Raw genomic sequence first — 23,924 nt, forward strand, 5'->3', positions numbered from 1 at the left:
CCACATGGTTCAGCAAGTTGCACTCGATCCGTCGCTCCTCGACCGGGCGTTCGCCGCCCTCTCCGACGAGACACGACGCGGCATCCTGACCCGGCTCGGCTCCGGCCCCGCCACGATCACCGAGCTCGCCGAACCGAGCGGCATGACCCTCACCGGCATTCGCAAGCACGTCGACGTGCTCGAGGCCGCCGGCCTCGTCTCGACCGAGAAGGTCGGGCGCGCACGCCAGGTCACCCTCGGCACCGAGCGACTGGACGATGCCATGGCATGGATCACCTTCTATCAACGGCTCTGGGCACGCCGGCTCGACGGCCTCGACGCCTACTTCACCCTCGCGAAAGGAACGGAATCATGAGCGAGACGGAACGCAACGCCACCGCCGAGACCATCGGCATCCGACTCGAACGGCAGCTGCCCGCCACCCCCGAGCAGGTCTTCGACGCCTACACCGACGCCGAGAAGCAGAAGATCTGGTTCTCGATCCTCGACGAGGAGCCCGGCGTCGTCGAGATCGAGGTCGATCTGCGCGTCGGCGGCACCCAGACGGCGGTGTGGGGTCCGAACAGCGAGACGCTGTTCCGAGAGGTGCAGACGTTCCTCGAGATCGATCGACCGCATCGGCTCGTCACCGAATCGACCGGCGTCGAGCCCGACGGCAACAGCATGACCACGCACATCGTGGTCACCTTCGAGGCCAACGCGGGCGGCACGCTCATGATCGTCGAGCAGACCGGCTTTCCGACGCCCGAGGTGCGCGACTTCTTCCAGACCCAGGTCTGGGTCGGCGCCTTCGACCGCATCGAGGCCTACCTCACCCGCGGCTGACGGTCGGTCGATCGGGCTACTCGAGCAACGATGTCGCGACGGCGATGTGCGCCGCGAGCGCGCTCGTCGGCGCGACGTCGGCGAGCGCGGCGGCACCGTCGAGCGGGTGCGCCTCGCCCAGGCGCACCTCCGCGCCGGGGATCTCGGAGCGGATCGCCGCGGCGAACTCGCGCCCGAGCACATCTCCGAGGAAGAGGCCGCCGACCCCGCGCACTCGCACATCGGGTGCGTTGACTTCACCGACACGGCGAAGACCCGCGAACGCGGATGCCGCGAGCTCACGCGCCCCGTCGGCGACGATCCGCGCGGCGACCGCGTCGCCTGCGGCAGCTGCATCGGCGACCGCACGCGCATACGATGCCACCCGCCGCACTCGCTCGGGGTCGCCCTGCAGTTCGATGTACGCCGCCTCGAGGTCGGGAAAGTCCGCACGCACGACCTCGCTCAGCGCGGTCGCGTCGCCGCGGCCGTCGTAGGCGCGCATGACCGCGTCGAGGCACGCCCGGCCGAGCCAGTAGCCGCTGCCGGCGTCGCCCATGATGTGACCCCATCCGTCGACGCGCGCGATGTCGGCAGCACCGGCGGCGAGTGTCACGACCCCGGTGCCTGCCGCGACGACGACGCCGCGCTCGTCGCCGAGGGCACCGAGGTAGGCCGTGATCGAGTCGTGGGCGAGGTGCACACTGCGGGCGCCGATCGGCGTCGCGGCGGCGAGCAGGTAGCCGGCGTCCGACTCCTCCTCCGTCAACCCCGAGACGCCGAGGCCGATGCGCTCGGTCGTGCGGCCGCCCTCGTGCGCCTGCTCGATGACGCGCACGAGTTGCGGCAGCAGCGGCAGGTCGGTGCGGACGCCGGGGGCCGACCACTCACCGGTGCCCGCGGCATCCGTATGCCTGACCTTGATGCCCGACTGGCCGGCATCGATCGCGAGGGTGCTCGTCGCATTCACGGCTGCGACGCTACCAGCCGGCACGCGACTCGCCCGCGAGTCGCGATAGCGCCCAGCGTCAGGCGCCAGCACAGTGGTGCCCGGGTATACTCAAAGTATGACTACGACGATCAAGGTGAGCGACGAGCTCCGCGATCGCCTCAAGGAGCAGGCGTCACGCGACGGGCTCACTCTCGGCGCGCACCTCGCTCACCTTGCGGATGCTGAGGATCGCAGGTGGCGGCTGCATCTGCTGAAGACAGCGATCGCCCGGTCCGCGCCCGCGGATGCCGAATCGCATGCGGCGGAGTCCGCCGACTGGGAGCGAACCGAACTGGCTGACGCCGACTCGTGACAGAGACCGAGCTCGCTCCTGGCGTCATCGCCTGGGCTGCACTCGAGCCGGTTCGCGGTCGGGAGCAAGGTGGCCATCGCCCGGTGTTGGTCATCGCCTCCGCCGGATATCTTGACGCCGTCACAACGCTCGTCATCGCGTTACCGATCACGACGACTGACCGCGGATGGCCCAACCACATCCGCGTCGACGGTCCCAACGGTCTCGACCGGCCGTCCTGGATCATGACCGAGCAGCCGCATACCCTTTCGCGCGACCGATTCACGCGAATCGCCGGTCAGATCTCGACAGACTGTCTTACCTCGGTCCGAACGTGGCTCGGTGACTTTCTCGACGTCTGAGGGGCGGCTCCCTGGCGTACGACCGACTGCGCACAGCCTGACCTGGAGACAGGCGCGCGTTCCACGAAGCATTCGCCCTCGAACGCTGTGGCCGACAGCGAAAGGGCGAGCCGACCTCCGTCAGGGCACGACGGGCACCGGCGACGAGAGGTCGTCGATGATGCGGTCGATCTCGGCGAGGGCGTAGCGGGCGAGCTCGCGCTGTGCGACATCCGCTGCACTGCCCTGGTCTTCCTCGAGGTCGCCGATCACGAGGATGTTCTCGTCGTTCATGGTGTTGGCGGGCGCCGTGTAGTTGAAGCTGCCCGCGATGATGAGCCGCTCGTCGATGACCATGAGCTTGTGGTGGAGCTTGCGCACGCCCGTGTTGCGGCGGTTCGAGAAGAGCTCGACGTCGCCGTTGCCGAGGTCGCTCGTCGCCGCCCATTTCGCGGCTCCCTGGTCGCGGTCGAGCACACCGCGGATGCGCGTGACGAGTGGACGCAGGCGGATCATGGTGTCGTCGATGCCCGACGACTGGGCGAAGGTGAACATCGCGAAGTCGATCGAGTCCTTCGCCTTCAGCATCTGCTTCATGATCTCCATCTCGGGTCCGTGCCGCGGGGCGAAGAGGGGCTTGACCCGCACCTCTGGCAGATCGAACTCCTTGGGCCTCGGCTCGACCCGCTCGTGCAGGTCGCCGAACGTGCCCGAACGCATGCGCTCGAACTCGCGCAGGTACTCGGTGGCGGCGCGGCGGCCGTGGAGCACGACGAGGTGGTTGAGGTTCTGGCCCGCGCCGATGCCGGCCTCTTCGTTCTTGCCGGTGTCGGTGAGCGTGAAGTTCGTCGAGCCGGTGAGCACCGCCGCCGCCGGCTTGCCGGAATCGCGGACGATGAACTTCTGGTGGAAGATCTTCGGGTTGAGGTCGCTGATCACGTCGACGCGCGCCTTCAGCAGCGCACCCAGGATGACGCGGTTCTCCTCGTGCGCCCCGGTGACGGCCCAGGGGTCGGCGAGTGCCTTCTCTTCGGTGAGGTAGTCGCCCTCGAGAATCACCCTGACCCGCACACCGCGCAGCTTCGCCGCAAGGATCGCCTGGGTGATCGGCCGCGAGTCGATCTCCTGCACGGCGATCGCGAGGCTGTGCTCGGCGCCGTCGATGAAGTCGCGGATCGCCTGGTCGAGATCGTCTGGGCCGCCGACCGCGGCCGGCCCCATGTACAGCTCCACTCCCCCGATGCTGACCGGCATGGCGCACCCCTCTCGTGAGAGTTCCTCAGCATCATGCTCCTCCGCGTGGTGCGCGGCGGCATCAGTGCGCGCCCGGAGCCGCGGCAGCATGGGCGGCCCGGGCTCGGCGACGGGGTGACGGCGGGGTGGTAGCGACGGCTCGGCGACGGGGTAGCGGCGGCTCGGTGGCGGGGTGGCGGCGGCTCGGCGCTACGCTGGCCAACCATGAGCGCTCCCATCGTCATCTCGGGCCCGGCCGCCTGGAACCGCATCGTCTACCTCGAGCACCTGCCCGAGCCCGTGCCGCACATGCAGTTCGCCCTCGACGACTACGAGACCGTCGGCGGCACCTCGGCCGGCAAGGCGCTCGGGCTCGCCGGGCTCGGGCGGCCCGTGCTGCTGCACACCCTGATCGGTGACGACGTCGAGGGGCGTCGCGTGCAGGGTGCGCTCGAGGCATCCGGAGTCGAACTCGCGAGCCTCACGGCCGCGCGCACCGAGAGCCATCTGAACCTGATGACGCACGCGGGCGAGCGCGTCTCGCTCTACCTCAGCGCGCCCGCCGACCCGGGCACGCCGCCATCGACCGAACTGACGAATGCGATGACGGATGCCCCGGCGATCGTGCTCGACCTCTCCGAGCGTTCGCGCGGACTCATCGGCGCGGCGCGGGCGTCCGGCCGGCCGATCTGGACGGACATCCACGACTACGACGGAAGCGCCGAGTTCCACCGACCGTTCATCGACGCGGCCGACTGGATCTTCATGAACGCCGACCGCATCGGCCCCGACCCGAGGCCGTTCATGGAGGAGTGCGTGCGCGGCGGGGCATCCGTCGTCGTGTGCACGCTGGGAGCGCACGGCGCGATCGCGGTCAGCCGCGCGGCTGCCGCGGCCGATGCCGACAGTGACAGTGACGCAGGCGGTGACGCAGGCGGTGACGCAGACGCCGGGCGGATGTCGCTGACCGAAGTCGCCGCGGAGGCGACCCGGGTGCTCGACACCAACGGGGCCGGCGACGCGTTCATGGCCGGAGTGCTCGATGCCCACCTCGGCGGCGCCGCACTGGCCGATGCGCTCCGGGCGGGCGCCCGGCACGCGGCGACGGTGCTGACCACGCGGCACCTGCACCCGGTGCTCGACGGAGTACTCGCCGTCGGCTGACCGAGACCCGGTTCTCGTCGGGTCTACTCGTGTGCGCGAGATCTGCGATTGACGGCGACCAGGGCGGCACCGGCGAGCACGAGACCGAGCGCGGCCGGAAGCACGCCGTCGGCGGGCCCGGTCTGCGCGAGCGACCCTCCGCACTCGGCACCGGAACACTCCAGTTCGCCGATCTCGACGCGGATGGTCACACCCGCCGGGCTCTCATCCATCGGAGCTGCAGTCGCGGCGGTGCCTGCACCGCCGATGAGCGCCCCGCAGGCGATCGCGAACGTCGCCGCGGATGCCAGGCTGCGGGTCCTCTTCATACCGCCTCGCTTCATGCCCCGTCGCGGTTCGAGGTCTCCGGTCATCCTGGCCATGACAAGCGAGCATATCTGCGCAACGGGCAGATGGGCAGTCTCGGGCCCACCCGCAAACGGGGGCAATCGCCCACTCGTCCTCCACAGCCACTTCGGCACGTCGTTTCTCCACAGCAGAACCCGATGACTTGTCCTGATCAACGGCGGTTTCCGCCGCCGCACCGATGTCAGTGGTCACCCCTAGTGTCGAAGACATGGAGCACGCCCTCACCGCTCGCATCGCAGAGGTCGCCGATCAGGTCGGCGACCTCCTCGAGGCCGCGAGCGAAGAGGCGGCTTCGGCGCTGGCCTCGGCGCGTGACATCGAACTGCTCGAACTCGTCGCTCAGATCGAACGACTCGGCCGCTTCACCGACGCGCTGCGCGTGCACGCTGCGGGCGAGGTCGAGCACCGCTCCCGCCCCTCGCTCGGTCACGAAGGCCTCGCGGCGAAGAAGGGCTGCACGAGCGCGGTCGAACTCGTCGAACGCCTCACCCGGGTGTCGCGGCAGACCGCGCGCGCTCGCCTCAAGCTCGGTGCCGCCGTCCGCCGCACCTCGACGCTGCTCGGCATCGCGATGCCTCCCCGCTTCGAGCGCGTCGCCGCGGGGTTCCATACCGGTGAGCTCGGCATCGACTCGGCGGTCGCGATCACGAAGGCGCTCAACGCGGTGCTTCCGCACCACGCCAACGGCGACCTCGACGGTGTGCGCGCGGCCGAACACGAACTCGTCTGCGCCGCGATCGGTGTGGCTGCCGCGCCCGGCGCCGAGGTCGCAGCCCCAGCTACGGCCACCGAGACGCGCATGCAGGCCGCCGTGTGGGCCGAGGTGCTCGACCCCGACGGCGCCGAGCCGTCGCACCGGCAGTGGGCAGCCCGGGGCTTCGAGTTCCTCCCCGCCCGAGACGGCCTCGTTCCTGTGCGGGGTGCACTGCTGCCCGAGGTGGCCGGCATCGTGCGGCGCGTGTTCGACTCCATCACCAACTTCCGGCAGTCGGCCGGATTCATGCCCGTCTGTGACCACGACGAGGCCGGGTCGGCAGAAGGCAAGGCCGAACGGGCTGACGACGGGTCCGAAGAGGCCGGATCTGTGCACACGGGGTCTGTGCACACTGGGTCGGCGCACACTGGGTCGGCGCACACCGAGCCGGTGCACGCGGAGTCCGAGGCATCCGGCCGCAAAGACCCCCGCACCCGCGCCCAGCGCCAGCATGACGCGATCGCCACCGTCTTCGACATCGCGGCGCGAGCCGATGAGCTGCCGACCCTCGGCGGTGCGTCACCGACGCTCGTGGTCACGGTGCTCACAGACGACTTCCGCGTCGGCCACGGCGTCGGCCACGTCGACGGCATCGACGAACCGATCTCGATGCGGGCGGTCGAGCAGCACGCGAGCGCGAACGGCATCCAGCGCGTCACGCTCGCCGCCAACGGCCAGATCGTCGGCATCGGCACGACCGAGCGACGCTTCAATCGCGCGCAACGGCGCGCCCTCGCCGTACGCGACGGCGGCTGCATCATTCCGGGGTGCGATACTCCGGCCTGGGCCACCGAGGCGCACCACGTCATCCCGTGGTGGCACGGCGGCCCCACCCACACCGACAACGGCGTGTTGCTCTGCTGGTTCCACCATCGCAGCATCGACAGCTCGGGGTGGCGCATCCGCATCGTCAACGGCGCGCCCGAAGTGATGCCGCCGCCGGGCATGGGCCCACAGCAGTGGCGCGGCTCGACGGTGTCACCCGCTCGGCGTGCCGATGCGCTCGCCCGACAACGGGCCGGTCCGGCCGCCACCACAGCAGTCGCCTGAGCGTTCCGTCGCGCACGGGGCGAGAATCATCTGGGTGTACCGTGTGCCCACGCGCCCACGCGCCCACACGCCAACACGGTCGGCGGCCGGGCGCCGCGCGGCCGGGCGCCGCGCGGTCGGGCGCCGCGCGGTTGGACACACCGCACACCCGCACACCCGCACACCCGCTCAAGAGGGGGAGCACACGATGGTTCTGCGACACGAACGCAGCGGCGTCGCCGACGATGATGTCTACTGGCACGAGTCGATCGAGGGTTCGTCGATCGGCTCCGAGGTGTCACTCATCATGACGTACAGCTCGAAAGACGGCTCCGGGCCACGACTGCACCTGCATCCGTATTCGGAGACCTTCGTCATCCGGCACGGCCGGGCGCTGTTCACGGTCGGCGACGAGCAGTTGGAGGCGGTCGGCGGTCAGGTGCTCGTCGTGCCGGCGCAGACGCCTCACAAGTTCGTGATCATCGGACCGGAGGCCATGATCTCAACGCACATCCACGCGAGCCCGACGTTCATCACCGAGTGGCTCGAGTGACGACCCGCCCGCGCCGCCGGCGCACCGCCGCTTGACGCGCGAACGCGTCACATCGCGAGAGATCGGGCGTGACTCCACGCTCGAACGTCGCAATGTGACGCGTTCGTCAGCGGCGCTACTTCGGCTCGGAAGCGGATGCCTCGTCGGTCGCCGGCTCGGCGACGACGGCCGGCTCAGCGGCAACGGCCGGCTCAGCGGTAGCGGGCTCGGCAGCAACCGCGGGCTCAGCGGCAGCCGGCTCAGCGGCAGCGGGCTCGGCAGCAACCGTGGGCTCGGCCGTCGTCGCAGCTGCGGCGGCCGGCGCGGCCACAGCAGCGGCCTCGGCGGCCTCGTGGCGAGCGACCTCCGCCTCGAAGGCGGCATCCTCGGCGGCGAGCGCCGCAGCATCCGTCGACCCGGCGCGAGCGACGTGCGACCGCGCGTGCACGGCGAGGGCGATGACCGCGCCGAGCGCACCGGCGGCGATCAGCAGCCCGGCGATCGTCGTGGTGGACTGCGCGGTGAGGAGGCCCTCGACATCCTGCGCGCCTTCGGCGTACAGGGCGACCTGGGTGGCGGTCGAGGTGCTCAGGAGCCAGTAGCCCCCGCCGATGAGGGCCACCGCCGCGACCCAGAGCAGGATCAGCGGCACGTTGACCTTGGAGCTGGCGGTTGTGTTCACGTGTAAACGTCCTTCGTAGTCGGTGGGAGGCCGGTGCGACCTCAGAGCACGGTACTGGCAGAGCCTATGCGTGTCCTATGCCCCAGGGGAACACCCGCCGGGAGACTCGGCGCGCGTCCGACCGGTCGTACCGGCCCCGACGAACGCGCGGGAACGCGCCCGAGAACGTGCAGCAAGCGCGCAGCAAGCGCGCATCAAGCGCGCAGCAAGCGCGGCAAGCGAGCGGATGTCGCGGTGTGGGTCAGATCGCCCGGTGATCGACGAAGGCCATGCGCGGCCCGCGGCGCGGTCGACCCGGCACCCCGGCCGCGCCGAGCAGCCGCACGACGCGGTAACGGTGGCCGCGCCACGGCTCGAGCGTCTCGAGCATCTCGTCGTCGGTCATGTCGCGGCCCGCGAGCGCGTGTCCGACATAGTTGGCGAGGTGGTAGTCGCCCACCGAGAGCGCATCGGCGTCACCCAATGCGCGCTGGGCGACCTCGGCGATGGTCCACGGGCCGACGCCCGGCATGAGGGTGAGGCGAGCAGCGGCATCCGCTGGGCTCATCGCGACCACCGCTTCGAGCTTCGGCGCGTATCCGGCGGCGTTGCGCAGCGTGCGCGCCCGCTTCGGGTCGACGCCCGCGCGATGCCACTCCCAGCTCGGGATGGTGCGCCACGCCTCGGGCGAGGGCGCGACCCGCATCGGCCGTGGCGTGGGCCCCGGCGCGGGTGACCCGAAGCGGGTCAACAGCCGGCGCCACGAATCGTGTGCCTGCAGCGTGATGACCTTCTGCTCGAGGATCGTCGCGGCGAGCGCCTCGAAGACCTGCGCCGTGCGCGGGATCCGCAGGCCGGGGTTGCGCCGGTGCGCGTCGTCGATGAGCGGCAATCTCGGCTCGAACCCCGACGGGTCGTCGGCGTCGCCGAGCAGTTCGGGCGCCTGCGCGACCGCCGCACCCGCACCCGGGCCCCACGCCTCACAGCGCAGCGTCTCAGCGTCGGGTTGGGTCAGGCGCAACGTCGCGTCGCCCTCGCCGGTGCGAGTGGTGCGCCAGACGGCGCCGCCCGTGTCGAGGTGGAACGCAGGGTCGCCGCCACCGCGCCGCAGCGCGCCGAGCGTCTGCCGCAGATCGGTCGGATGCCGCGGCCGCCAGTCGAGGGCATGGTCGGCGATCACGCCTCCAGTGTGCCGCACGCGGCTGATACACGTCAGTGTCTCGCAGTAGCCTCGATGTTGCTCGCGCCCGCGAGCCTCAGAGACCGGCAAACGTCGGAGACCGGCAAACGTCGGAGACCCGCAAACGTCAGCGACCGGCAAACGTCGGAGACCCGCGCGCTTCAGAGAGAGGACGCCATGCCGAGAGACCTTCGGCCCAGGCCACCCCGCATCGACGAGATCGTGGCCGGCGAGCTCCTCGAGGGCGACATCGCCGATCTCGGCGCCGGCGACCGGGTCGAAGGGGTGCAGTACCGCGGCGGCGACCTCTCCGAACGTGATCTGACCGGCGTCACGATCGGCGAGTGCGAGCTCGTCGGGGTGTCGGCCCACGACACGCTCCTCCGCGGCGCCGTGATCACCGAGACCGTGATCGAGCGGCTCGAGGCCCCGGTGCTGCGGGCGCCCCGAGCGAGACTGCGCGACGTGCTCGTCGCGGGCTCTCGCATCGGATCGGTCGAGTTCTACGACAACAACTGGCAGTCGGTGCGTTTCGTCGGCTGCAAGCTCGGCTTCATGAACCTGCGAGGTGCGGAACTCCGCGACATCCGCTTCACCGACTGCACCATCGACGAACTCGACCTCGGCAACGCGAGGGCCGAGCGCATCGCGTTCGAGCACTGCGACGTGCGATCACTCGACGTGACCGGCGCGAAGCTCGGCGACGTCGATCTGCGCGGCCTCGACCTCGCCGCGATCGCCGGTCTCGAGGGCCTGAAGGGCGCCACGATGGACGGCATGCAGGTCGCGCTGCTCGCCACGAGCTTCGCGACGCATTTCGGCATCCGCGTCGTCGAGTGAGACACCGGCGCGGCCCGCAGACGAGAGCGGCCCGGCGTCTCGATGAGACCCGGACCGATTCGAGATGTGGTGGGGAGTTAGCGATATCGGCCATGCCCAGTAAGTGGGCGGCGGATCAGAAGCGCCCAATGTAACAGATCCATAACGACAGTGGTCGCTCTTCCATGCCCTGATCAGCGGGCTTTTCCTACCCCGCGCGCTCCGACGGATCGGAAATACGCGACGGCCTCCGCACTCCTCGTTGATCTCGGAGTGGCGCAAGCAGCGCGACGCGGGCCTTCTCGAGGGCAAGAGCCCCGGTGACGCGATCGGACGCCCCAGCGCCGTGCAGGCCGAGAACGCCCGGTTGAAAGCGCAGCTGCGCAAGGCCGAGCAGAAGCTCGCGACGACCGAGATGGCGCTGGAGATTATGGGAAAAGCGCACGCGCTCTTGGAGCAGATTTCCGAGAGCGCGGACCCCGACGAGCGGCGACCGAAGCGCTGATGGGCACCTATGTTGAACTGACCGGGGCGGGCGTGCCGACCCGGCACGCTGCGGCGCTGACCGGGGTGCCGCGGGCGACCGCGACCCGCACTGTCGCCCGCAGTAACCAGCCGGACCCGGCGCCGGCTGCCCCGCGCCCGGCCCCAGCGAACAAGCTCGGCGACGTCGAGCGGGCGCTGGTGTTGGCAACGCTGAACAGTGACGAGTTCGTCGACAAACCGCCGTTGCAGGTCTACGCGATCCTCCTCGAACGCGGCCAATACGTGGGCTCGGTATCGACGATGTACCGGGTCCTGACCGAGAAGCGGCAGGTCCGCGAGCGGCGCCGGCTGGCGTCGCATCCGCCGCGGAAGGTGCCGGAGCTGATCGCGACCGGGCCCGGGCAGGTGTACTCGTGGGACATCACGAAACTCGCAGGCCCCGTCAAGGGCACGTACTACGACGCGTACGTGATGATCGACATCTTCTCCCGCTACATCGTGGGCGCGATCGTGCACGCGTGCGAGGACGGCCTGCTCGCGAAAGAGATGATGCTGGACGCGTTCGGAATCCACGGCACCCCCGAGGTCGTGCACTCCGACGGCGGCCCATCGATGACGTCGAAGACCGTCAGAACCCTGCTCGCTGACCTCGGCGTGACCGCGTCCAGGTCCCGCCCGCAAGTGTCCAACGACAACCCGTACTCGGAGTCGCTGTTCAAGACGATGAAGTACCTGCCCGTCTTCCCCGACCGGTTCGGCTCCCTCATCGAAGCCCGCGAGTTCCTGGGCGAGTTCGTCCACGCATACAACCATCACCACCGGCATTCGGGGATCGGTATGCATACCCCCGCCGACGTGCACTACGGCCACGCCGACGCCATCGACCGTGATCGCGACGCCGCGCTCGAGGCTGCCCGCCGCGCGCACCCGGAACGGTTCGGCACCCGCGCACAGGCACGGCCGAAGCTCCTCAACCGGGACCCCGCCACCTGGATCAACCAGCCACCAGCCGACGAGATGCAACTCGCCGCCTAACACCCACCGGCCTCATCCGCCTTGACAAATTCCGGGCGAGGCTGCGTCCGCATTGTTCCAGGTCATCAACCAGCGGTACTTGAAGACCTCGATCGTGATCACCACGAACCGGCCCGTCGGGGCTTGGGGCGAGATCCTCGGCGACACGACCGTCGCCGCCGCGATGCTCGACCGGCTCCTCCACCGATCCGTCGTCGTCACCCTCGACGGAGCCTCCTACCGGCTCCGAAACCACCACGCCGCAGCCGAGCAACTCCGCCGCGTCACCACCGGCACAAACCTGCGCTAACCTTGCCCCGCGACCTGAGGAACTTCGATGAGCAACTCTGGGGAAATTCGCTGAGCGCCGTCACCGCCGACGAAAACGGCCCGGCACCTCAATGAGGCCCGGGCCGATTCGATATCGCTAACTGATTCTTGGGAACTCGCTAATTCCCCGTGGTGGGACAGTGGCGAGTTCTCTCATGCCCTTTATGTATGCGGCATGCCAGCGGTCTGCTTGGTAACGGTTCCATAACGGAGCGCAGCAATTTCCACCACGCCTTTTCACCCAGGTCAGAAGACAGTTTCGGGACGGCCACTTGTCGCTCTCTGAGGTCACCGAACGCGAGCAGGGTTGGCTACTAGGGACTTGTGTGTCCAGTCACGTCCCATGATTCTGGCGACCGGATGGCCACACGAGAACTTGGTCGCCTCACTGCGTTTCGTCGTCCGTTGCTCCAGCGGCAACGTCCTCTTCGGCGGGAAGCTGAATCGGATTGAAATGCAGCCGAGCGAGCGTTCCAACAGCCATTGTCTTGTCTGCCTTGGATGGAAACTGGATCGCCTGAATCAGGGCATGTGAGACGTGGTGGGACTTCGGACCTTCAACTTCCTGTGGATACGGGTCAGGCACCACTGAAAACGGCTGGATCACCTCTCCTCCGTTCGTGGTGTATTCAAAACCGTCCACCGACTCGACGATCGCTTCAGCGAGAGAGTCATATCGAGGCGGCTCGAGCACCTCCCGGATATCGATGTTCACTTCATCGAGAACGAGTGGCCGAGATGCCGAGCAACCATCCTTCGAGAAACCGGTCAGCGCGCCTCCGCGGAGTCGCACCCGGGGTACGGCGCCTTCGTCGACAGTTAACAGCTCACTTTCGTGTGGGTTGTTCGGATTGAATCGTCGCAACAGAGCTTCCTCAGCTCCAACAGACAAGAGCAACGGATGATCGTCTGGAAGCGTCTTGAGAGCCTCTGGGAACACTAGGAGGCCTGAAGCCGATGACGCACCGTCTGACTCATGCGAGCAAGAAGTTGCCGGGCCCCTTCGATGGCCTCATCTCCCTCTAGCCATTTGGCAGTGAAACTGCCTCGCAAGGCCGACTGACCGTCGGGCTCCAACGACCACAAGAAGCATGTTCCATCTGCATAGCTATTAACAATCAGCGAGTACCCGTCGACCAGCCACTCGGTTTCAATACCGCCATCGCCGTCACCGGCAATTTGAGGCGTCGGACCATCGTCTGACGCAAGGTGGGCAATGGTGAGTGCCGCATTTCGGATGGCGATCTCGGTCGCGCTCTTGTTGCTTAGGTACACGCGAAGTCGCTCGACCGCTCGCTGAACTAGCTCCTGCCGGCGGATAGAAACAAGGCGCACATCAGAAGGGCCATCGCTGATCAGCGTCGCTGGGGTCGCTTCGTTGCGGCCGATGAACGCTCGGTCGCCGCGTGGTCGTGTGGGACCCGTGCTGAGCGGAGACCAGGCTGCGGGTGCGATTGTGGTCAACTTCTCCCCCATTCCTTCTGCTTCTCGGCTGTCGTAATCGCGACGAACGCGGCGCGGGACACCTCATGCGATCGATCGATAAGTTCTCCGAGCCTAGCTCCAGCCGACAATGCCTCAGGGAACCAACGTGTACTCACAGTGAATAGTTCATTCGTCCGGTTATCGTCTCGCTCTGGCTCGCTCGAAATCGTCAGCTGCCCTCGAGTTCCGTCAGTCTCACTTAGGAGTCGTATCTCCTGAAATCTCATAGCGAGCAGTTCGCCGGGGAGTTCCGAACTGGGTTCGGCGAGATGCCTGAACACCGCACTGGGACGCCCATCATGGACAACCCGATTGAAATAGGTGTACTCAACACTTGAGACAACGATCGATGCGGTCTCACCCTTCCCGATGTCGCGGACGAGACTGGAAAGCTGCTCTTCAAACCGACCTCGAAGTTCTTCGAATCCCGGGTACTCGTTGCCCTCGACGGTGCGCCGCCAGTTGACCAGAAGGCGATCGCGTTGGAGCTGCACAAGGTACTGCCCGTCAGTACTTGTCAGCCAGTATCGGACAGGCGGCACTGAGGCGGATAGCTGAAGGGTGAGCTGCGGACCCGGCTGTCCCGGCGCTTGGCTTGGTTCCAGTGCGGGAACTTCGGTCAGCTCTGGATATTTTTCGGACCAGTGGTCCGCGAACCGAAGGAGATCGAGATTGCTAACGGGCAATGGCGAGAACTCGATGCCCACGACTGCCTCATACACAGGCGGGTGCTCGAACTGTGGTAGTCCCGCATCAGTCACAGTCGCATAGTAGCGCCCGCGGCAAGCGATCGTCTGTAGGCGTAGATCATCGACTCGGCCCTATGTCGAGAACGCTCGACCACCTTCCAGCGACACGGGCGCGAGACGTCCACGCCGTGGCGTCCCTCAGCCGTCTCGAAACGAAACAGGTGTGGACAACTCGCAAACCTCGCCCGCGACGCCGGGTACTGTTCACACTGTGGAAGCCGTCGTCTTGGAGATGCCGCCGAGCGGAGCCGAGGAATGGTGGTCTACGGAACCGCTGCTGCACGACCTAAGCCGTAGCTAGCGCCCCACGTGCTGGGAACTGTGCAGGCTGACACCGCAATATCTCGAACGAAACTACGGCCGCCCCGGCTGCCCGCGGATGGCACGGCTGGCAGAGAGCGCGCCCTGCAGTCTGATGCGGCAATTGTCCTTGTCGACTAGGCAGCGTCCATCCCATAGAGCCGGCGGGCAAACGGAATCAGACGGTTGGCCTCGTACCAACCTTTCGATGAGAGGTGATCCTCCCAGCCAGGCATGTCTTCATTAAGCCGAGCGATATCGATGACATAGCTGAGGTCGTTTGCCGGGATCACGTGAGCATCGGTGAAGTACCAGCCATCAACACGTTCGATCACCCGCCGAAGCGTGTCCCGATATCCCAACGGCACCTGCGAGCGGAGGCCAGCAACGTCTACCAACATTGTGGCGAGTTCTTCAATCGATTGCGTGGGCAGATTCAGTGCCACGCCGAGGTCTCCCCCGGCGGCACGGACCGCTTCGACAAGCTCCTGGTAGAAATCTGCTTCGCTCGTTTCTGGCGGCCACGGGTGCGTGGAGAGCACATTGCCGCGGTCGTCTTCCAGCTGAACGACGAGACTTCCCTCAGCGAACCTGTACCGGTAGTGCAAATTCGTCCACCAAACCGGAGCACGAACTCCCTGTTCCGAGATCAGTTCGTCCGCTGTTGCTCGGGTCAGGGCATCGATCAGTGACTCACGGGTTGCAGTTTCACCGAGCCGACGGTAAAGCCCCTGCATTTCCGCGTGCTCGTTGTATTGCCGATCAATTAGTCCGTCCTGAATCGACTTCAAAGACTGGGCGGTGTCGTCAGCGGCCGCCTGGGCCGTCTCTGCGGCTTGCTGTGCACGATCGCTCTTACGCTCGGCCCGGTCGACCCTTCGGAGGAGTAGTTCACCGGGGATGAGGAGGAGGACAACAACGGCGATGTTCGCCAGCATCGCGCTCCACCAAGGCGACTCCTCACGGAGCAGCCACGACCCAGTCCCGGCGACCAGCCCGGTTAATAGAGTTCCTGTGACCACCCACCAACGAAGAGCTCGCAGCGGCGTTGCAGTCGGGGTTCTTTCGTCGTCCATGGCGCCTAGGAGCCGCCGCGCATCGAGACCATCCGGTTCATGATGCCTGCCGCGTCGAGGTCGTGGCCTGCGATGAGCCGCGAAATGTCTTCAACTCGGTTCCAACCGGTTGCTGCGAGCCCGACACTGAATGCTCGAACGGAGGCTTTGATTTCGGCGAGCACCTGCTGGGTGATCACCTTGGTGCCGACGGGCGCGGTCCCGTCCTTGTACAAGGTCTTTTGCAGGTGAACCATGACCGGGGTTACGGATTCAGAAGCCATGTACCGTTTCCCGAACCACACCATTGACGCCGCGAGCTGCGCAGCGTCCTTCTTCCCGATGAACGCGCTCACGGCACCGCTTTTCGCTTCGATCACCCAATACGCCCCTGGGCCGACCGACCAGAGGTTGTCGGGACCACTCCCATCACGTTCAGGCCGTTGCGAACCGAACCCGAGGAAGAGACCGAGTTCGAGCATCGCTTCTTCGAATTCTTCGGTTGCGGCCGGATCGAACTTGAGGTCCTCCAGGATTTCTTCGACGCCCACCCTCATCCGTTCGACAGACCCGTACATGGTGGTCAGTCGTTGCGAAACGACTTCGGCCTGCGACCCGGCGTACGAAATCGCTTGGTAGGTGATGCCGTCCCGTGGCCTCGTCACGTACCGGTTGGTTGTTCGGGCAATGGCGAGGATCGCCTGAGCCTGCCCCGGATCGAACGGGTTCGCGTACGCCGCTGCTTGCTCTCGCAGCCGGCCTGCCAGACGGGGGTCGACGCAGTTGTCCGCGGCCACTGAAAGCTGTGCGGAGGCGCCGGCGGCGTCGCCGTTCGTTGCGCGATCGAACGCTTGCCGGAGTTCCCTGGCGCTCTCTTCGACGCGAGCGTCCGCGGGCGCAAGGTTTCGCAACGCCTTCTTCGCGAATTTCGTCCACCCTTCGTCACGGTCCAGCGCTTGCTGCGCGGTCGCCATGATGTTGGCCAGAGGGGTGTCGGCCATCCGTTTCGCGACTACACGTGACGCAGCCAGCTGTGCCCCGGTGGCGGGACTGAACCGTTCGAGTGTGCGAGGGTCGACGGTGAGCTGCGACAGGCGCCTGCCGAGGAGGAACACCACGCAGTGATCCTCGTTGCTTCGCACTGCCCGCCCCATGCCCTGCTCAAGGCGTTGAACTTGGCGGTCGTCGATTGCGCCTGTGGTTTTCGTCATCAAGGCTTCGAGTCGTTCGTCTCCGCTGAACGCTTCGGGGAGCCCATCGATGACCAGCACGCGGCATGCATCCTGCGGGAGGTCGATTCCGTCGTACTTGTTGGCGGTCACAACGAGTCCGACATGTTCGCCGGCACGCATCCGGTCGACGATGCTCTTCAGGTTGTTGGCGTCCATCCGGACGACGGTCGGGTCGGTCCATCGGTCCATTGCCTGGGTGCTGGGCACGATGACGAGGGTGTTGTAGTTCCTACTGAGGTTGGTGACAGCTTCACGGACGTCGTCGACAAGGATGCCGGGGTTGATCTCCTGCGGCGCCAAGATCATCCGCTCGCCGATGTCGCCGGCGGTCAACGGCTGAATCGGCTTCCCTACAAGATCGGGGTCGGCATCGAAGTCGGTGACGAGGACGCTGTCGTTCGCCAACGTCGCGGTCAGGAACACCCTCCGTTGCGCTTCCGCGAAACTCGTCACTCGGCCGATCGGCGGGCACGGCGGGACGATCGTCAACGCGTTACGGGTGAAAACGAACCGGCAGAACTCAAGGACGTCACGAACACCTTCGAGCCGACCGCTTCGAACGTCCTCGGCGACGTACTTGCGGAGTGCGATCCGGATGTCGTCAATCTTTGATTGCACCGACCAGAACGGCACCTTCGCGAACCCGCTGCCGGTTCCGTCCTGAATGTCCAGGAGAACTTCCGGTGCTTGGTCCTTCAGGTCTTCGGCGAACAACGCCAAGAGTTCATTGAATACCGGGTTCGACCGCGGGATCGTGAGCGAGAACTGATCACGGAGGGTGGCAACGACAACATGCGCGTCGTCGATGATCACCGCACCGATCGGGACCTGGGGCAGACTCGGGCGCCCATCCGAGAAGATGGTCCGGCCGTTGAACAACCGTGCCGCAGTGACAACTCCGATCGCTTCCCCGGACAGGTACTCGGACGATTCCGGGTCATCGGTGACCGCGATGCCCAGGTTCCCGGCCTCCTGTATCACCTGCTGCACCAGATACTTGTCAGGTGCGACGTAAAGGGCGGGTCGGATTCCTTCGTTCAGGTAGCTCTGCAAAATGACGAGTGCGTCGATCGTCTTCCCACCACCGGTATTGACCTTGATGACAATGTCACGGTCACCGCGGCGCAGGTTCCACGGTTCCAATACCTGTGCTTGCACGTCGCGGAGGTAGCCGTAGCCTGGTTTTTTCGCGGGTAGCTGTTCGTACAGTTCGCGGGGTTCGACTGGCAGGTCAGTCGTGCTTTCACGCAGCAGGGCGTCGAAGTCCATCAGGTCTCACTTCGGGTCCATGGCCGCGACAGCGCAAGCCAGTTGTCGTGTGCGTCTTCGCACACGGGCTCTATCTTTCCCTGCCACTAGGGCACGGCGACGTTGATTTGCCCCCCAATTCGGGTGAGACACGAGGCGCTCCAGTTGAGTTCGGCTTCCCCTCCTTTGGCAACATGTCGCATGGACTAAGCCGCTTCCGGCGCTGGCGCATCGGCGTCGGTTGATCACGGGTTGACGTCGGGGCTGCTTGCGGGAGGTTTCGCACGTTGTGGTGTGTTCGCCGACGCCTGAGTTGAATGCTTTTCCAGTGACGGTTTTACACAGACTGGCTCTCCACAGCCCAAAGGTGTCAAGAAACTTCTCCAACACAGTTGTTAGCAAGTTAAATCCCAGATGAGCGCAATTTCAACCGGCCGCTTCCGCTGAATCTTGTCGACTCTACACAGCTTCACTACACAGGAAATAGGGCGTTTCGCACAGATTGTCCCCATAGTTATCCACAGGCCTAGTTGTGCTGCGCATTCTCGCCATGCACACTCGGACATAGCCGCCAACAAACGGCGAAGCGGTCCGGGACTCCTACATCCCGAACCGCTTCTGAAAGTCGCTCCGCCGTCAAGCAAGGAGAACTCATGGTCAACGATACAGACACACCGGACGAAACGGTCAAGGTCTACCTCGCGCTTCTGAAAAGGGATCACGACGACCTCGAGCGGCTCGACGCCTACTACGTGCACCTGGCCTTCAACCGAGGGTTGATGGTTCCCGACATCGCAGCACGAACCGGCCTCGATGCCATTCAGGTACAACGCATCCTCGCATCACCTCCGCCGTTCTAAGCTGCGAGGATGACCGAGGAAGACGATCGAGGCAAGGGCGCCGCGCACGATGATCCGGACCCGCCCAACTGCCCGGTTGACCTCACTCGGATGGAAGCCGTGGAACGGCACGGTGCCTATTTCTGGCGTTGTCTCGAATGTGGACTCACGCGCCTCTAGAACGCGCTAAGCGCATCGAGGGCACCGGTATCGAACCGGTGCCCTCCTTGCTTCTTCGAGCGTGCTGATGCTCGAGCATCGCGCCCTCAGCCCTGATCGACCTCTACTGTCGCGTTCTTCTCTGCGAGGCTGGAGTGCCTCGAGCACCCCCGCATTGGCATCGGCCGCAGTCGGGTCCCGCGCACAGCGATCCCGGCCGAAGCCCGTTGAGCATCACACACACGACGTTCGATGTGATCGAGGACCATTCGTGTGAAGCTTGGCGAGTGCCGAAGGTTAATAATCGATTCGTGTGGGGATTCCAGCCGCATTTCCGGTCGTCTCTAAAGAGTCTCACTGAAACTGCGTTGAAATCGATCGGCGTTGAAGTCGCCCCTGATGCGTACCTGATCGGATTTCAGGAGGGCGAGGACCCGCGTCCGCAGATTTGGGTGGAGCCGGAGGATCGCGATTTTGAGCCTGCCGAGTTCGTCAACGTGATTGAGCGAGCAGACGCGATGTATGAGAACCACGAGTTGCGATCGATGCACTACGGCGATGCTGCCTCGCATGAACGTATCCACCGCGAACTGCGCGACGAGTGCCGAGCGACCGCGATCGCTGAGGTCCTTGACGCCCGCACCGAGCTGGACCGTCAGCATTTCGTCGGCCTACCGGGTATCGTCGACGGATTCCGCGTCTACCCCGTTGTTCGGGTGATCAGAACGCGGTGGGCCGAGTACCCAGCACTGTCAGCAGTGCAGTCAGAGTCGCGCGTATCCACGCAACTGTCACTGCAGCACGCAGTGATCCACCATGTGCTCGCGGAAGCGACGAAGGCACTGGGTCGCCAGACCGCACCCGTTGAGGTCGGCCGCGTCTCAGATCTTGGACCGGACATTGTCCGCCATGCGCTTGATGATTTCGTTCGTCGATTGACATTTGTGCACGGCAACTGGGACGGAACGGAGTTCGCAGCTTCCATGACGGCAGTCGCCGCTCAGCCGTACGAGGGGCGAACCGGCATCGGGACAGTGATTCTCGCAAAGCCCGATCATGGGGGCGTCGATACCGTCGTCTCTTTCGAATCACCCATTCAGCTGCGACAGACTCGCTCCTTCCGCAAGGCGCTGGAGATGACCGGCCCTGATCTGTTCCTGCTCAGCGACGGCTCGGAAGCGTATGGCCTGGGAAGGCTCTCTGCGTCCTATGAACCAAGTGATGAGAGCCGCTTCCTCGTCCAGGTTGTTGCTCGAGGCGCATGGGAACTTCGCCACGAACGCATGCCGATCGCACGTGTAGACAACGGGATCCCCACGCTGCCCCGTGAGCGAATCTCAAGATCGAAGTTTGTCGACACGGTTCGACGAGTGTTCGGGGAATGCGATCCGGACGCTTTGTGGGATCTCGCGATTCGCGCGGCAGATCAACAACACGGCACCATGCTCGTCATCCATCGAGTTGCCGATGAAGAGGCCGGGCGGCTCGCACCGCAGGCGTTGGCGATCGCCCCACAATTCTTGGACGCGTCAGCGCTGGCTGCGATGACAGCTATCGATGGCGCGGTGCTGGTCGCGCCTGACGGCCGCTGTCACGCTGTGGGCGTGATCCTTGATGGGAAAGCAGTCACTGGCGCGGGCGACGCTGCCCGTGGCGCTCGGTACAACTCCGCCCTGCGGTATCACCATGGCGTCGGAAGCGGCGTCTGCGTCATCGTGATCGTAAGCGAGGACGGAATGATCGATGTTCTCCCCGACTTGAAGCGACAGGTAGGCCGCACCGAAGTCGAGGTGGCCGTTGCAAAACTCGACCGCGCTTCCCGCTCACCGGTTGACTTCGAACGGGCATCCAAAGCCGCACGACACGTAAGATCGCTCGCCTTCTACCTCAACCAGGACCAGTGCGACACGGTGAACGCAGCGCAGGAACGAGTGGAACAAGAACGCGAAAGACTCGTGCACGCCAGCCGGCAGCCCGGCATAACCCGTGTTGGTTACAAAGTCCTTGTGCCCGACGCGGCGATGAACGATTCCTACTTTCTGCCCGCTTGACGTCGCCGGCTGGCGAGCCATCGTCCGCTGCAGGCGGCATACAGCAGGGTCGGCCGTGAGGGCCTCAACGTTCGAGCACACCGGGTTGTGCCGCATGACTCAGAAGACGTGACCAACCACACGAAGTCCTCGAACACCACCGCCCGTTTCGTCGCTGTCTGCAGCCTTTGGTCAGTCATCGGCGTCGCGTTTCTCGAGAACGCGGCTGACATCATCGGCGCTTTCACTAACCTACTCACGGCCATGAGCTGACACGGCATTCATGACGAACGTGCCATAGGCTGCCGGTCGATCCTTACGACCACCGTCGTCGCGCGCGTCGTGTGGAGCACCCCATCCACCCTGAGGTCTATCAAGAGCCGCATGTCGTGTCCGAGCCGGCAGTCGACGAGCTTGAGCAACGTGACAGGTTGCTCGTCGCGGCGAAGCTCGTGATACTCATCGGGCTCGTCTCGATGACGGGTGACAAGCATCTGGTCAAGGTCGACCGTGTACACCGATCCGGTTTCGGTGGTCACGACGTAGACGCCGGACGTCAGACTATTGAGCGTCAGCAGATCACCGAACATCGCCGACTCCTTCGATTGGTTCGCCGTCGTCAAGTCGGTCGATGCTTAGTATCAGCGTCGTTCTCGCCCAGTAGTAGTCAACAAGCGGGTCAGTTGAGCGCGTGGTGATGAACGCGCGTTGGCCGACCGCGCAGTCCTCGAATGTTCGAAGTCGTCCCGAGGTCGGTGCGCCGTACCGAAGGGCGTTTGGTCCCGGGATCCGCTCCCAGGTTCCGTTGTCGAGGTCGATGATGTGTCGTGAACTCTGGGTGCGGAGCACCCATCGACCGGTCGTCTGCGTTGTCAGATCCGTGACGTCCTCGGGCGCTTCCATCATGGACCCTCGGTCGTCGATGAACTCAAGTTCGAGAGTTTCGGTGTTCAGAATCGCGGCGGCCATTCCGGTGCCGCCGACTGGGGGCAGAGTCACGACGCGGCAGACGAAGCATGTCCGGAGACCGGTCGCATAGGCGAGCGTCTTCACTCCGAACGCTGCATCAGCGGCCAACAGCAGCCGCGGTCGGATCGCGAGGAACGCCCGGTGTACTTCGGCTTGCGACGGCGCATCCACGTATTCCTGGTCCATGGACCCGGGCCGTTCGAGGGGCGGCAGATGCGTGAACAAGACGTCTGCATAGCCGCGGCCGATCGCCTCCACGTCACGGTCGTCGACCCGCTGGTTGTCGCGCTCCGATTCCCCGCCGCCCAAGACCGCGAACTTCTGCCCACTTGCGAACTCATCCCCGGAATCCGCGCGGCAGGTATCCGATGCGGCCCGCCACGAACCGGACTTCCTCTCGGTGCCACGTCCAGGGCAGCTCGGAGTCGTGGTTGAACGGGACGAATCGAAGCCGGACAGGGTCGGACGGTCCGTCAAGGAACAACAGCTTCTGCTCGAACGTGGCGAGTGCCCGACTTGGGTTCCGCCGGCAGGTTTCGCCAGTCGACGCCCTCCGGGATCAAGCCGAGGTCGCCGAGCTGCAGCACGGTGCGAATATCGTGTCGGGCGAGCGCGGCCAGCGCCACGGTGAACGATGGCCAATCTGCCTTCACGGTTCCAAGCACGCCGACTTTATCGCCGTATTGCATCAGTAGAGCACCACCGATTTGAGGTCGCGTCCTGTCTCGTGGAACAACGTGGACGGCGGTGCCGGCCGCTCTCGACTGCACTCGGGATCGTGTTGCAACCACTCCATCATGACCTCGCAATGGTTATTTCATTCACCACTACGATACTGTTGCACGGTGAATCTTTCCACCACCGAAATGAGAGGGGACGCACGCGTGAGACTCCGCCGCTACCATCGTCGCGACCCTGGCTGGTCGATTGATCGCCTGGTCGCCGATCCTGTCGCAGACCTCATCGGTGCGAACCGTGCCGAGATCCTTCGAGCCCTCGCCCTGTTCGAGCCCCTGACGATCAAGGACGCCGTCGCACGCACGACCCTTCGTCGCCGTCCCGCCAGGAAGACGCTCGACGACCTCGTCGCAATCGGCCTCGCATCGCAAGATCCGGACGGCGGCTACCGAGTCAACGACAGTTACGTGCTCACGGGGCCGCTCTTGGAAGCCCTCGACGCTCGGACGAGCGCATTCACCCGAATCAGGGCACTGGCCGCAGAGACCGTGGGGCCCGAGACAACCGTCGCCGTCTACGGATCCGGCAGCGAAAAGAACCTGGGCGTGCTCATCATCACGCACCCCGATGAACACGCCGCCGCCGAGCTCGCAGGAATCCTAGAACGCGTCCTCCCGAAGATGCTTGGCGGCAACCCTCGAATCGAGATCTCCGACGAAGCCGAACTCGCCGACCGCATCGAACGACGCGATCCGACGACGTTGAATCACTGGTGGCGGTCAGAAACGGTGTTCGGCCCGAACCTCGCGGACATGATGATGCAATTCGAACGAAAGCTCGGACCCGGCGCAGGAGACCGGCGCCCGAACTGACGGCGGGCAACGCACTACCGGTCGAAGCTCACGCCGGTCGGCCAGAGATTCTGTTCCAGCGCTCTCTCCAGTTTCCCGATCGTCGCCAGGTCCGGCCATGTACGACCTGCGAGAATCGCCAGGACGGTCGCGTGGTCCAAGCCCGCCGACCTCGCTACCGAACGAACCGTGAGATCGCCCATAGCTTCGCGGAGGTTCTGCGCGAACTCCTGTGCCACGCGAGCGATTGGATCAGTGGCCGTCCCATCGGGCCACTCATCGACGAGCTCGGCCGGACTCGCTCGCCTGATCCTCCCCATGACAGCAGCCTAGGAGATCATCCGCCGCGGC

The 23,924-nt window shown here is 65.5% G+C and carries 28 protein-coding genes and 2 pseudogenes; 16 read left to right on the forward strand and 14 right to left on the reverse strand.

The annotated features are described in order from the left end of the window. The first annotated feature begins 4 nt into the window (after nt 1-4). Both FHG54_RS01545 and FHG54_RS01550 read left to right on the forward strand, forming a co-directional pair. Nucleotides 5-355 carry an ArsR/SmtB family transcription factor gene (locus tag FHG54_RS01545; RefSeq protein WP_139415589.1) on the forward strand — a complete coding sequence of 117 codons (351 nt, stop codon included), beginning with the start codon at nt 5-7 and terminating at the stop codon, nt 353-355. Further along, the gene (locus tag FHG54_RS01550; RefSeq protein WP_139415590.1) at nt 352-825 is read left to right on the forward strand and encodes an SRPBCC family protein; all 474 of its coding nucleotides are present in this window, start codon (nt 352-354) and stop codon (nt 823-825) included. Before FHG54_RS01545 ends, FHG54_RS01550 begins: the two co-directional genes overlap by 4 nt. A 16-nt stretch (nt 826-841) precedes the next feature. Here the strand turns inward: FHG54_RS01550 and FHG54_RS01555 are convergent, their stop codons facing one another. After that, nucleotides 842-1,774, reverse strand: coding sequence for a BadF/BadG/BcrA/BcrD ATPase family protein (locus FHG54_RS01555; protein ID WP_139415591.1), 933 nt, complete (start codon nt 1,772-1,774; stop codon nt 842-844). Nucleotides 1,775-1,871: 97 nt separating this feature from the next. Between FHG54_RS01555 and FHG54_RS01560 the strand changes: the two genes are divergently transcribed. After that, the gene (locus tag FHG54_RS01560) at nt 1,872-2,108 is read left to right on the forward strand and encodes a hypothetical protein (RefSeq protein ID WP_139415592.1); all 237 of its coding nucleotides are present in this window, start codon (nt 1,872-1,874) and stop codon (nt 2,106-2,108) included. After that, nucleotides 2,105-2,449, forward strand: coding sequence for a type II toxin-antitoxin system PemK/MazF family toxin (locus FHG54_RS01565; protein ID WP_139415593.1), 345 nt, complete (start codon nt 2,105-2,107; stop codon nt 2,447-2,449). The genes FHG54_RS01560 and FHG54_RS01565 overlap by 4 nt, the downstream gene beginning before the upstream one ends. A gap of 120 nt (nt 2,450-2,569) precedes the next feature. On the opposite strand, the gene FHG54_RS01570 is transcribed toward FHG54_RS01565, so the two are convergent. Then, nucleotides 2,570-3,682 carry a phospholipase D-like domain-containing protein gene (locus FHG54_RS01570; protein ID WP_168197060.1) on the reverse strand — a complete coding sequence of 371 codons (1,113 nt, stop codon included), beginning with the start codon at nt 3,680-3,682 and terminating at the stop codon, nt 2,570-2,572. Nucleotides 3,683-3,886: 204 nt separating this feature from the next. On the opposite strand from FHG54_RS01570, the gene FHG54_RS01575 reads away from it, so the two are divergent. Beyond that, nucleotides 3,887-4,825 carry a carbohydrate kinase family protein gene (locus FHG54_RS01575; protein WP_139415595.1) on the forward strand — a complete coding sequence of 313 codons (939 nt, stop codon included), beginning with the start codon at nt 3,887-3,889 and terminating at the stop codon, nt 4,823-4,825. A gap of 23 nt (nt 4,826-4,848) precedes the next feature. Here the strand turns inward: FHG54_RS01575 and FHG54_RS01580 are convergent, their stop codons facing one another. Next, nucleotides 4,849-5,133 (reverse strand): LPXTG cell wall anchor domain-containing protein, encoded by a 285-nt coding sequence (locus FHG54_RS01580; protein ID WP_168197061.1) that lies wholly within the window; start codon nt 5,131-5,133, stop codon nt 4,849-4,851. Nucleotides 5,134-5,381: 248 nt separating this feature from the next. Here FHG54_RS01580 and FHG54_RS01585 point away from each other — a divergent pair, with 248 nt between their 5' ends. Both FHG54_RS01585 and FHG54_RS01590 read left to right on the forward strand, forming a co-directional pair. Beyond that, nucleotides 5,382-6,977, forward strand: a complete 1,596-nt coding sequence (locus FHG54_RS01585) for an HNH endonuclease signature motif containing protein (protein ID WP_168197062.1) — start codon at nt 5,382-5,384, stop codon at nt 6,975-6,977. Nucleotides 6,978-7,164: 187 nt separating this feature from the next. Then, a complete protein-coding gene (locus FHG54_RS01590; RefSeq protein WP_139415598.1) occupies nt 7,165-7,509 on the forward strand; it encodes a cupin domain-containing protein in 345 nt (114 codons plus the stop codon). A 115-nt stretch (nt 7,510-7,624) separates the two neighbouring features. On the opposite strand, the gene FHG54_RS16220 is transcribed toward FHG54_RS01590, so the two are convergent. Further along, entirely contained in the window at nt 7,625-8,170 is a 546-nt protein-coding gene (locus FHG54_RS16220) for a hypothetical protein (RefSeq protein WP_168197031.1), read from the reverse strand. Nucleotides 8,171-8,411: 241 nt separating this feature from the next. Further along, nucleotides 8,412-9,329, reverse strand: a complete 918-nt coding sequence (locus tag FHG54_RS01600; protein WP_210415454.1) for a DNA-3-methyladenine glycosylase family protein — start codon at nt 9,327-9,329, stop codon at nt 8,412-8,414. 177 nt (nt 9,330-9,506) lie between these two features. On the opposite strand from FHG54_RS01600, the gene FHG54_RS01605 reads away from it, so the two are divergent. From FHG54_RS01605 to FHG54_RS01620, 5 genes and pseudogenes are all read left to right on the forward strand, one after another. Further along, the gene (locus FHG54_RS01605) at nt 9,507-10,169 is read left to right on the forward strand and encodes a pentapeptide repeat-containing protein (RefSeq protein WP_139415600.1); all 663 of its coding nucleotides are present in this window, start codon (nt 9,507-9,509) and stop codon (nt 10,167-10,169) included. Nucleotides 10,170-10,410: 241 nt separating this feature from the next. Continuing rightward, nucleotides 10,411-10,653: a hypothetical protein gene (locus tag FHG54_RS17065; RefSeq protein ID WP_139415601.1), complete on the forward strand. Its 243-nt coding sequence runs from the start codon at nt 10,411-10,413 to the stop codon at nt 10,651-10,653. 281 nt (nt 10,654-10,934) lie between these two features. Then, nucleotides 10,935-11,255, forward strand: a pseudogene (locus FHG54_RS17165) (DDE-type integrase/transposase/recombinase); the annotation flags it as partial. Beyond that, on the forward strand, nt 11,247-11,669 hold the full coding sequence (locus tag FHG54_RS17170) for a transposase (RefSeq protein WP_476726183.1): 423 nt from the start codon (nt 11,247-11,249) through the stop codon (nt 11,667-11,669). The pseudogene FHG54_RS17165 and the gene FHG54_RS17170, both read left to right, overlap by 9 nt. A gap of 28 nt (nt 11,670-11,697) precedes the next feature. Next, nucleotides 11,698-11,958: pseudogene (locus tag FHG54_RS01620) on the forward strand (ATP-binding protein); the annotation flags it as partial. A 405-nt stretch (nt 11,959-12,363) separates the two neighbouring features. On the opposite strand, the gene FHG54_RS01625 reads toward FHG54_RS01620, so the two are convergent. The 5 genes from FHG54_RS01625 to FHG54_RS01645 all read right to left on the reverse strand — a co-directional run bounded on the left by FHG54_RS01625 (nt 12,364) and on the right by FHG54_RS01645 (nt 18,068). After that, nucleotides 12,364-12,843, reverse strand: coding sequence for a hypothetical protein (locus FHG54_RS01625; RefSeq protein ID WP_168197063.1), 480 nt, complete (start codon nt 12,841-12,843; stop codon nt 12,364-12,366). 74 nt (nt 12,844-12,917) lie between these two features. Further along, nucleotides 12,918-13,454 (reverse strand): hypothetical protein, encoded by a 537-nt coding sequence (locus FHG54_RS01630; protein WP_139415604.1) that lies wholly within the window; start codon nt 13,452-13,454, stop codon nt 12,918-12,920. Next, nucleotides 13,439-14,170, reverse strand: coding sequence for a TIGR04255 family protein (locus tag FHG54_RS01635; RefSeq protein ID WP_168197064.1), 732 nt, complete (start codon nt 14,168-14,170; stop codon nt 13,439-13,441). The genes FHG54_RS01630 and FHG54_RS01635 overlap by 16 nt, the downstream gene beginning before the upstream one ends. Before the next feature lie 479 nt (nt 14,171-14,649). Further along, nucleotides 14,650-15,450, reverse strand: a complete 801-nt coding sequence (locus tag FHG54_RS01640; protein WP_139415606.1) for a hypothetical protein — start codon at nt 15,448-15,450, stop codon at nt 14,650-14,652. A gap of 143 nt (nt 15,451-15,593) precedes the next feature. Then, nucleotides 15,594-18,068, reverse strand: coding sequence for a helicase C-terminal domain-containing protein (locus tag FHG54_RS01645; protein WP_139415607.1), 2,475 nt, complete (start codon nt 18,066-18,068; stop codon nt 15,594-15,596). A gap of 632 nt (nt 18,069-18,700) precedes the next feature. On the opposite strand from FHG54_RS01645, the gene FHG54_RS01650 reads away from it, so the two are divergent. The 3 genes from FHG54_RS01650 (at nt 18,701) to FHG54_RS16225 (ending at nt 21,348) form a co-directional block, all read left to right on the forward strand. After that, nucleotides 18,701-18,907, forward strand: a complete 207-nt coding sequence (locus FHG54_RS01650) for a hypothetical protein (protein ID WP_139415608.1) — start codon at nt 18,701-18,703, stop codon at nt 18,905-18,907. A gap of 365 nt (nt 18,908-19,272) precedes the next feature. Further along, on the forward strand, nt 19,273-21,096 hold the full coding sequence (locus tag FHG54_RS01655) for a hypothetical protein (protein WP_139415609.1): 1,824 nt from the start codon (nt 19,273-19,275) through the stop codon (nt 21,094-21,096). A gap of 108 nt (nt 21,097-21,204) precedes the next feature. Further along, entirely contained in the window at nt 21,205-21,348 is a 144-nt protein-coding gene (locus FHG54_RS16225) for a hypothetical protein (RefSeq protein ID WP_168197065.1), read from the forward strand. Between the two features lie 8 nt (nt 21,349-21,356). Here FHG54_RS16225 and FHG54_RS01660 read toward each other — a convergent pair whose 3' ends face one another. From FHG54_RS01660 to FHG54_RS01670, 3 genes are all read right to left on the reverse strand, one after another. Beyond that, nucleotides 21,357-21,665: a hypothetical protein gene (locus tag FHG54_RS01660; RefSeq protein WP_139415610.1), complete on the reverse strand. Its 309-nt coding sequence runs from the start codon at nt 21,663-21,665 to the stop codon at nt 21,357-21,359. Beyond that, nucleotides 21,655-22,353, reverse strand: a complete 699-nt coding sequence (locus FHG54_RS01665; RefSeq protein ID WP_139415611.1) for a hypothetical protein — start codon at nt 22,351-22,353, stop codon at nt 21,655-21,657. Before FHG54_RS01665 ends, FHG54_RS01660 begins: the two co-directional genes overlap by 11 nt. Before the next feature lie 164 nt (nt 22,354-22,517). Continuing rightward, nucleotides 22,518-22,733 (reverse strand): hypothetical protein, encoded by a 216-nt coding sequence (locus tag FHG54_RS01670; RefSeq protein ID WP_139415612.1) that lies wholly within the window; start codon nt 22,731-22,733, stop codon nt 22,518-22,520. 108 nt (nt 22,734-22,841) lie between these two features. Here FHG54_RS01670 and FHG54_RS01675 point away from each other — a divergent pair, with 108 nt between their 5' ends. Then, entirely contained in the window at nt 22,842-23,594 is a 753-nt protein-coding gene (locus FHG54_RS01675) for a hypothetical protein (protein WP_139415613.1), read from the forward strand. A 14-nt stretch (nt 23,595-23,608) separates the two neighbouring features. On the opposite strand, the gene FHG54_RS17075 is transcribed toward FHG54_RS01675, so the two are convergent. Continuing rightward, nucleotides 23,609-23,893, reverse strand: a complete 285-nt coding sequence (locus FHG54_RS17075) for a helix-turn-helix domain-containing protein (RefSeq protein WP_139415614.1) — start codon at nt 23,891-23,893, stop codon at nt 23,609-23,611. Nucleotides 23,894-23,924: the final 31 nt, after the last annotated feature.

It is taken from the genome of Agromyces laixinhei, from assembly GCF_006337065.1.
Classification (GTDB): Bacteria; Actinomycetota; Actinomycetes; order Actinomycetales; family Microbacteriaceae; genus Agromyces; species Agromyces laixinhei.

Coding starts and splice junctions, on each gene's coding strand:
- FHG54_RS01545 (WP_139415589.1), top strand. CDS start 5: ATGGTTCAGCAAGTTGCACTCGATCCGTCGCTCCTCGACCGGGCGTTC.
- FHG54_RS01650 (WP_139415608.1), top strand. CDS start 18,701: ATGGTCAACGATACAGACACACCGGACGAAACGGTCAAGGTCTACCTC.
- FHG54_RS01585 (WP_168197062.1), top strand. CDS start 5,382: ATGGAGCACGCCCTCACCGCTCGCATCGCAGAGGTCGCCGATCAGGTC.
- FHG54_RS01570 (WP_168197060.1), bottom strand. CDS start 3,682: ATGCCGGTCAGCATCGGGGGAGTGGAGCTGTACATGGGGCCGGCCGCG.
- FHG54_RS17075 (WP_139415614.1), bottom strand. CDS start 23,893: ATGGGGAGGATCAGGCGAGCGAGTCCGGCCGAGCTCGTCGATGAGTGG.
- FHG54_RS01630 (WP_139415604.1), bottom strand. CDS start 13,454: ATGGGGGAGAAGTTGACCACAATCGCACCCGCAGCCTGGTCTCCGCTC.
- FHG54_RS01660 (WP_139415610.1), bottom strand. CDS start 21,665: ATGTTCGGTGATCTGCTGACGCTCAATAGTCTGACGTCCGGCGTCTAC.
- FHG54_RS01670 (WP_139415612.1), bottom strand. CDS start 22,733: ATGCAATACGGCGATAAAGTCGGCGTGCTTGGAACCGTGAAGGCAGAT.
- FHG54_RS01550 (WP_139415590.1), top strand. CDS start 352: ATGAGCGAGACGGAACGCAACGCCACCGCCGAGACCATCGGCATCCGA.
- FHG54_RS01590 (WP_139415598.1), top strand. CDS start 7,165: ATGGTTCTGCGACACGAACGCAGCGGCGTCGCCGACGATGATGTCTAC.
- FHG54_RS01645 (WP_139415607.1), bottom strand. CDS start 18,068: ATGGACTTCGACGCCCTGCTGCGTGAAAGCACGACTGACCTGCCAGTC.
- FHG54_RS01560 (WP_139415592.1), top strand. CDS start 1,872: ATGACTACGACGATCAAGGTGAGCGACGAGCTCCGCGATCGCCTCAAG.
- FHG54_RS01675 (WP_139415613.1), top strand. CDS start 22,842: ATGACCTCGCAATGGTTATTTCATTCACCACTACGATACTGTTGCACG.
- FHG54_RS01575 (WP_139415595.1), top strand. CDS start 3,887: ATGAGCGCTCCCATCGTCATCTCGGGCCCGGCCGCCTGGAACCGCATC.
- FHG54_RS01605 (WP_139415600.1), top strand. CDS start 9,507: ATGCCGAGAGACCTTCGGCCCAGGCCACCCCGCATCGACGAGATCGTG.
- FHG54_RS17170 (WP_476726183.1), top strand. CDS start 11,247: ATGACGTCGAAGACCGTCAGAACCCTGCTCGCTGACCTCGGCGTGACC.
- FHG54_RS01640 (WP_139415606.1), bottom strand. CDS start 15,450: ATGCTGGCGAACATCGCCGTTGTTGTCCTCCTCCTCATCCCCGGTGAA.
- FHG54_RS01580 (WP_168197061.1), bottom strand. CDS start 5,133: ATGAAGAGGACCCGCAGCCTGGCATCCGCGGCGACGTTCGCGATCGCC.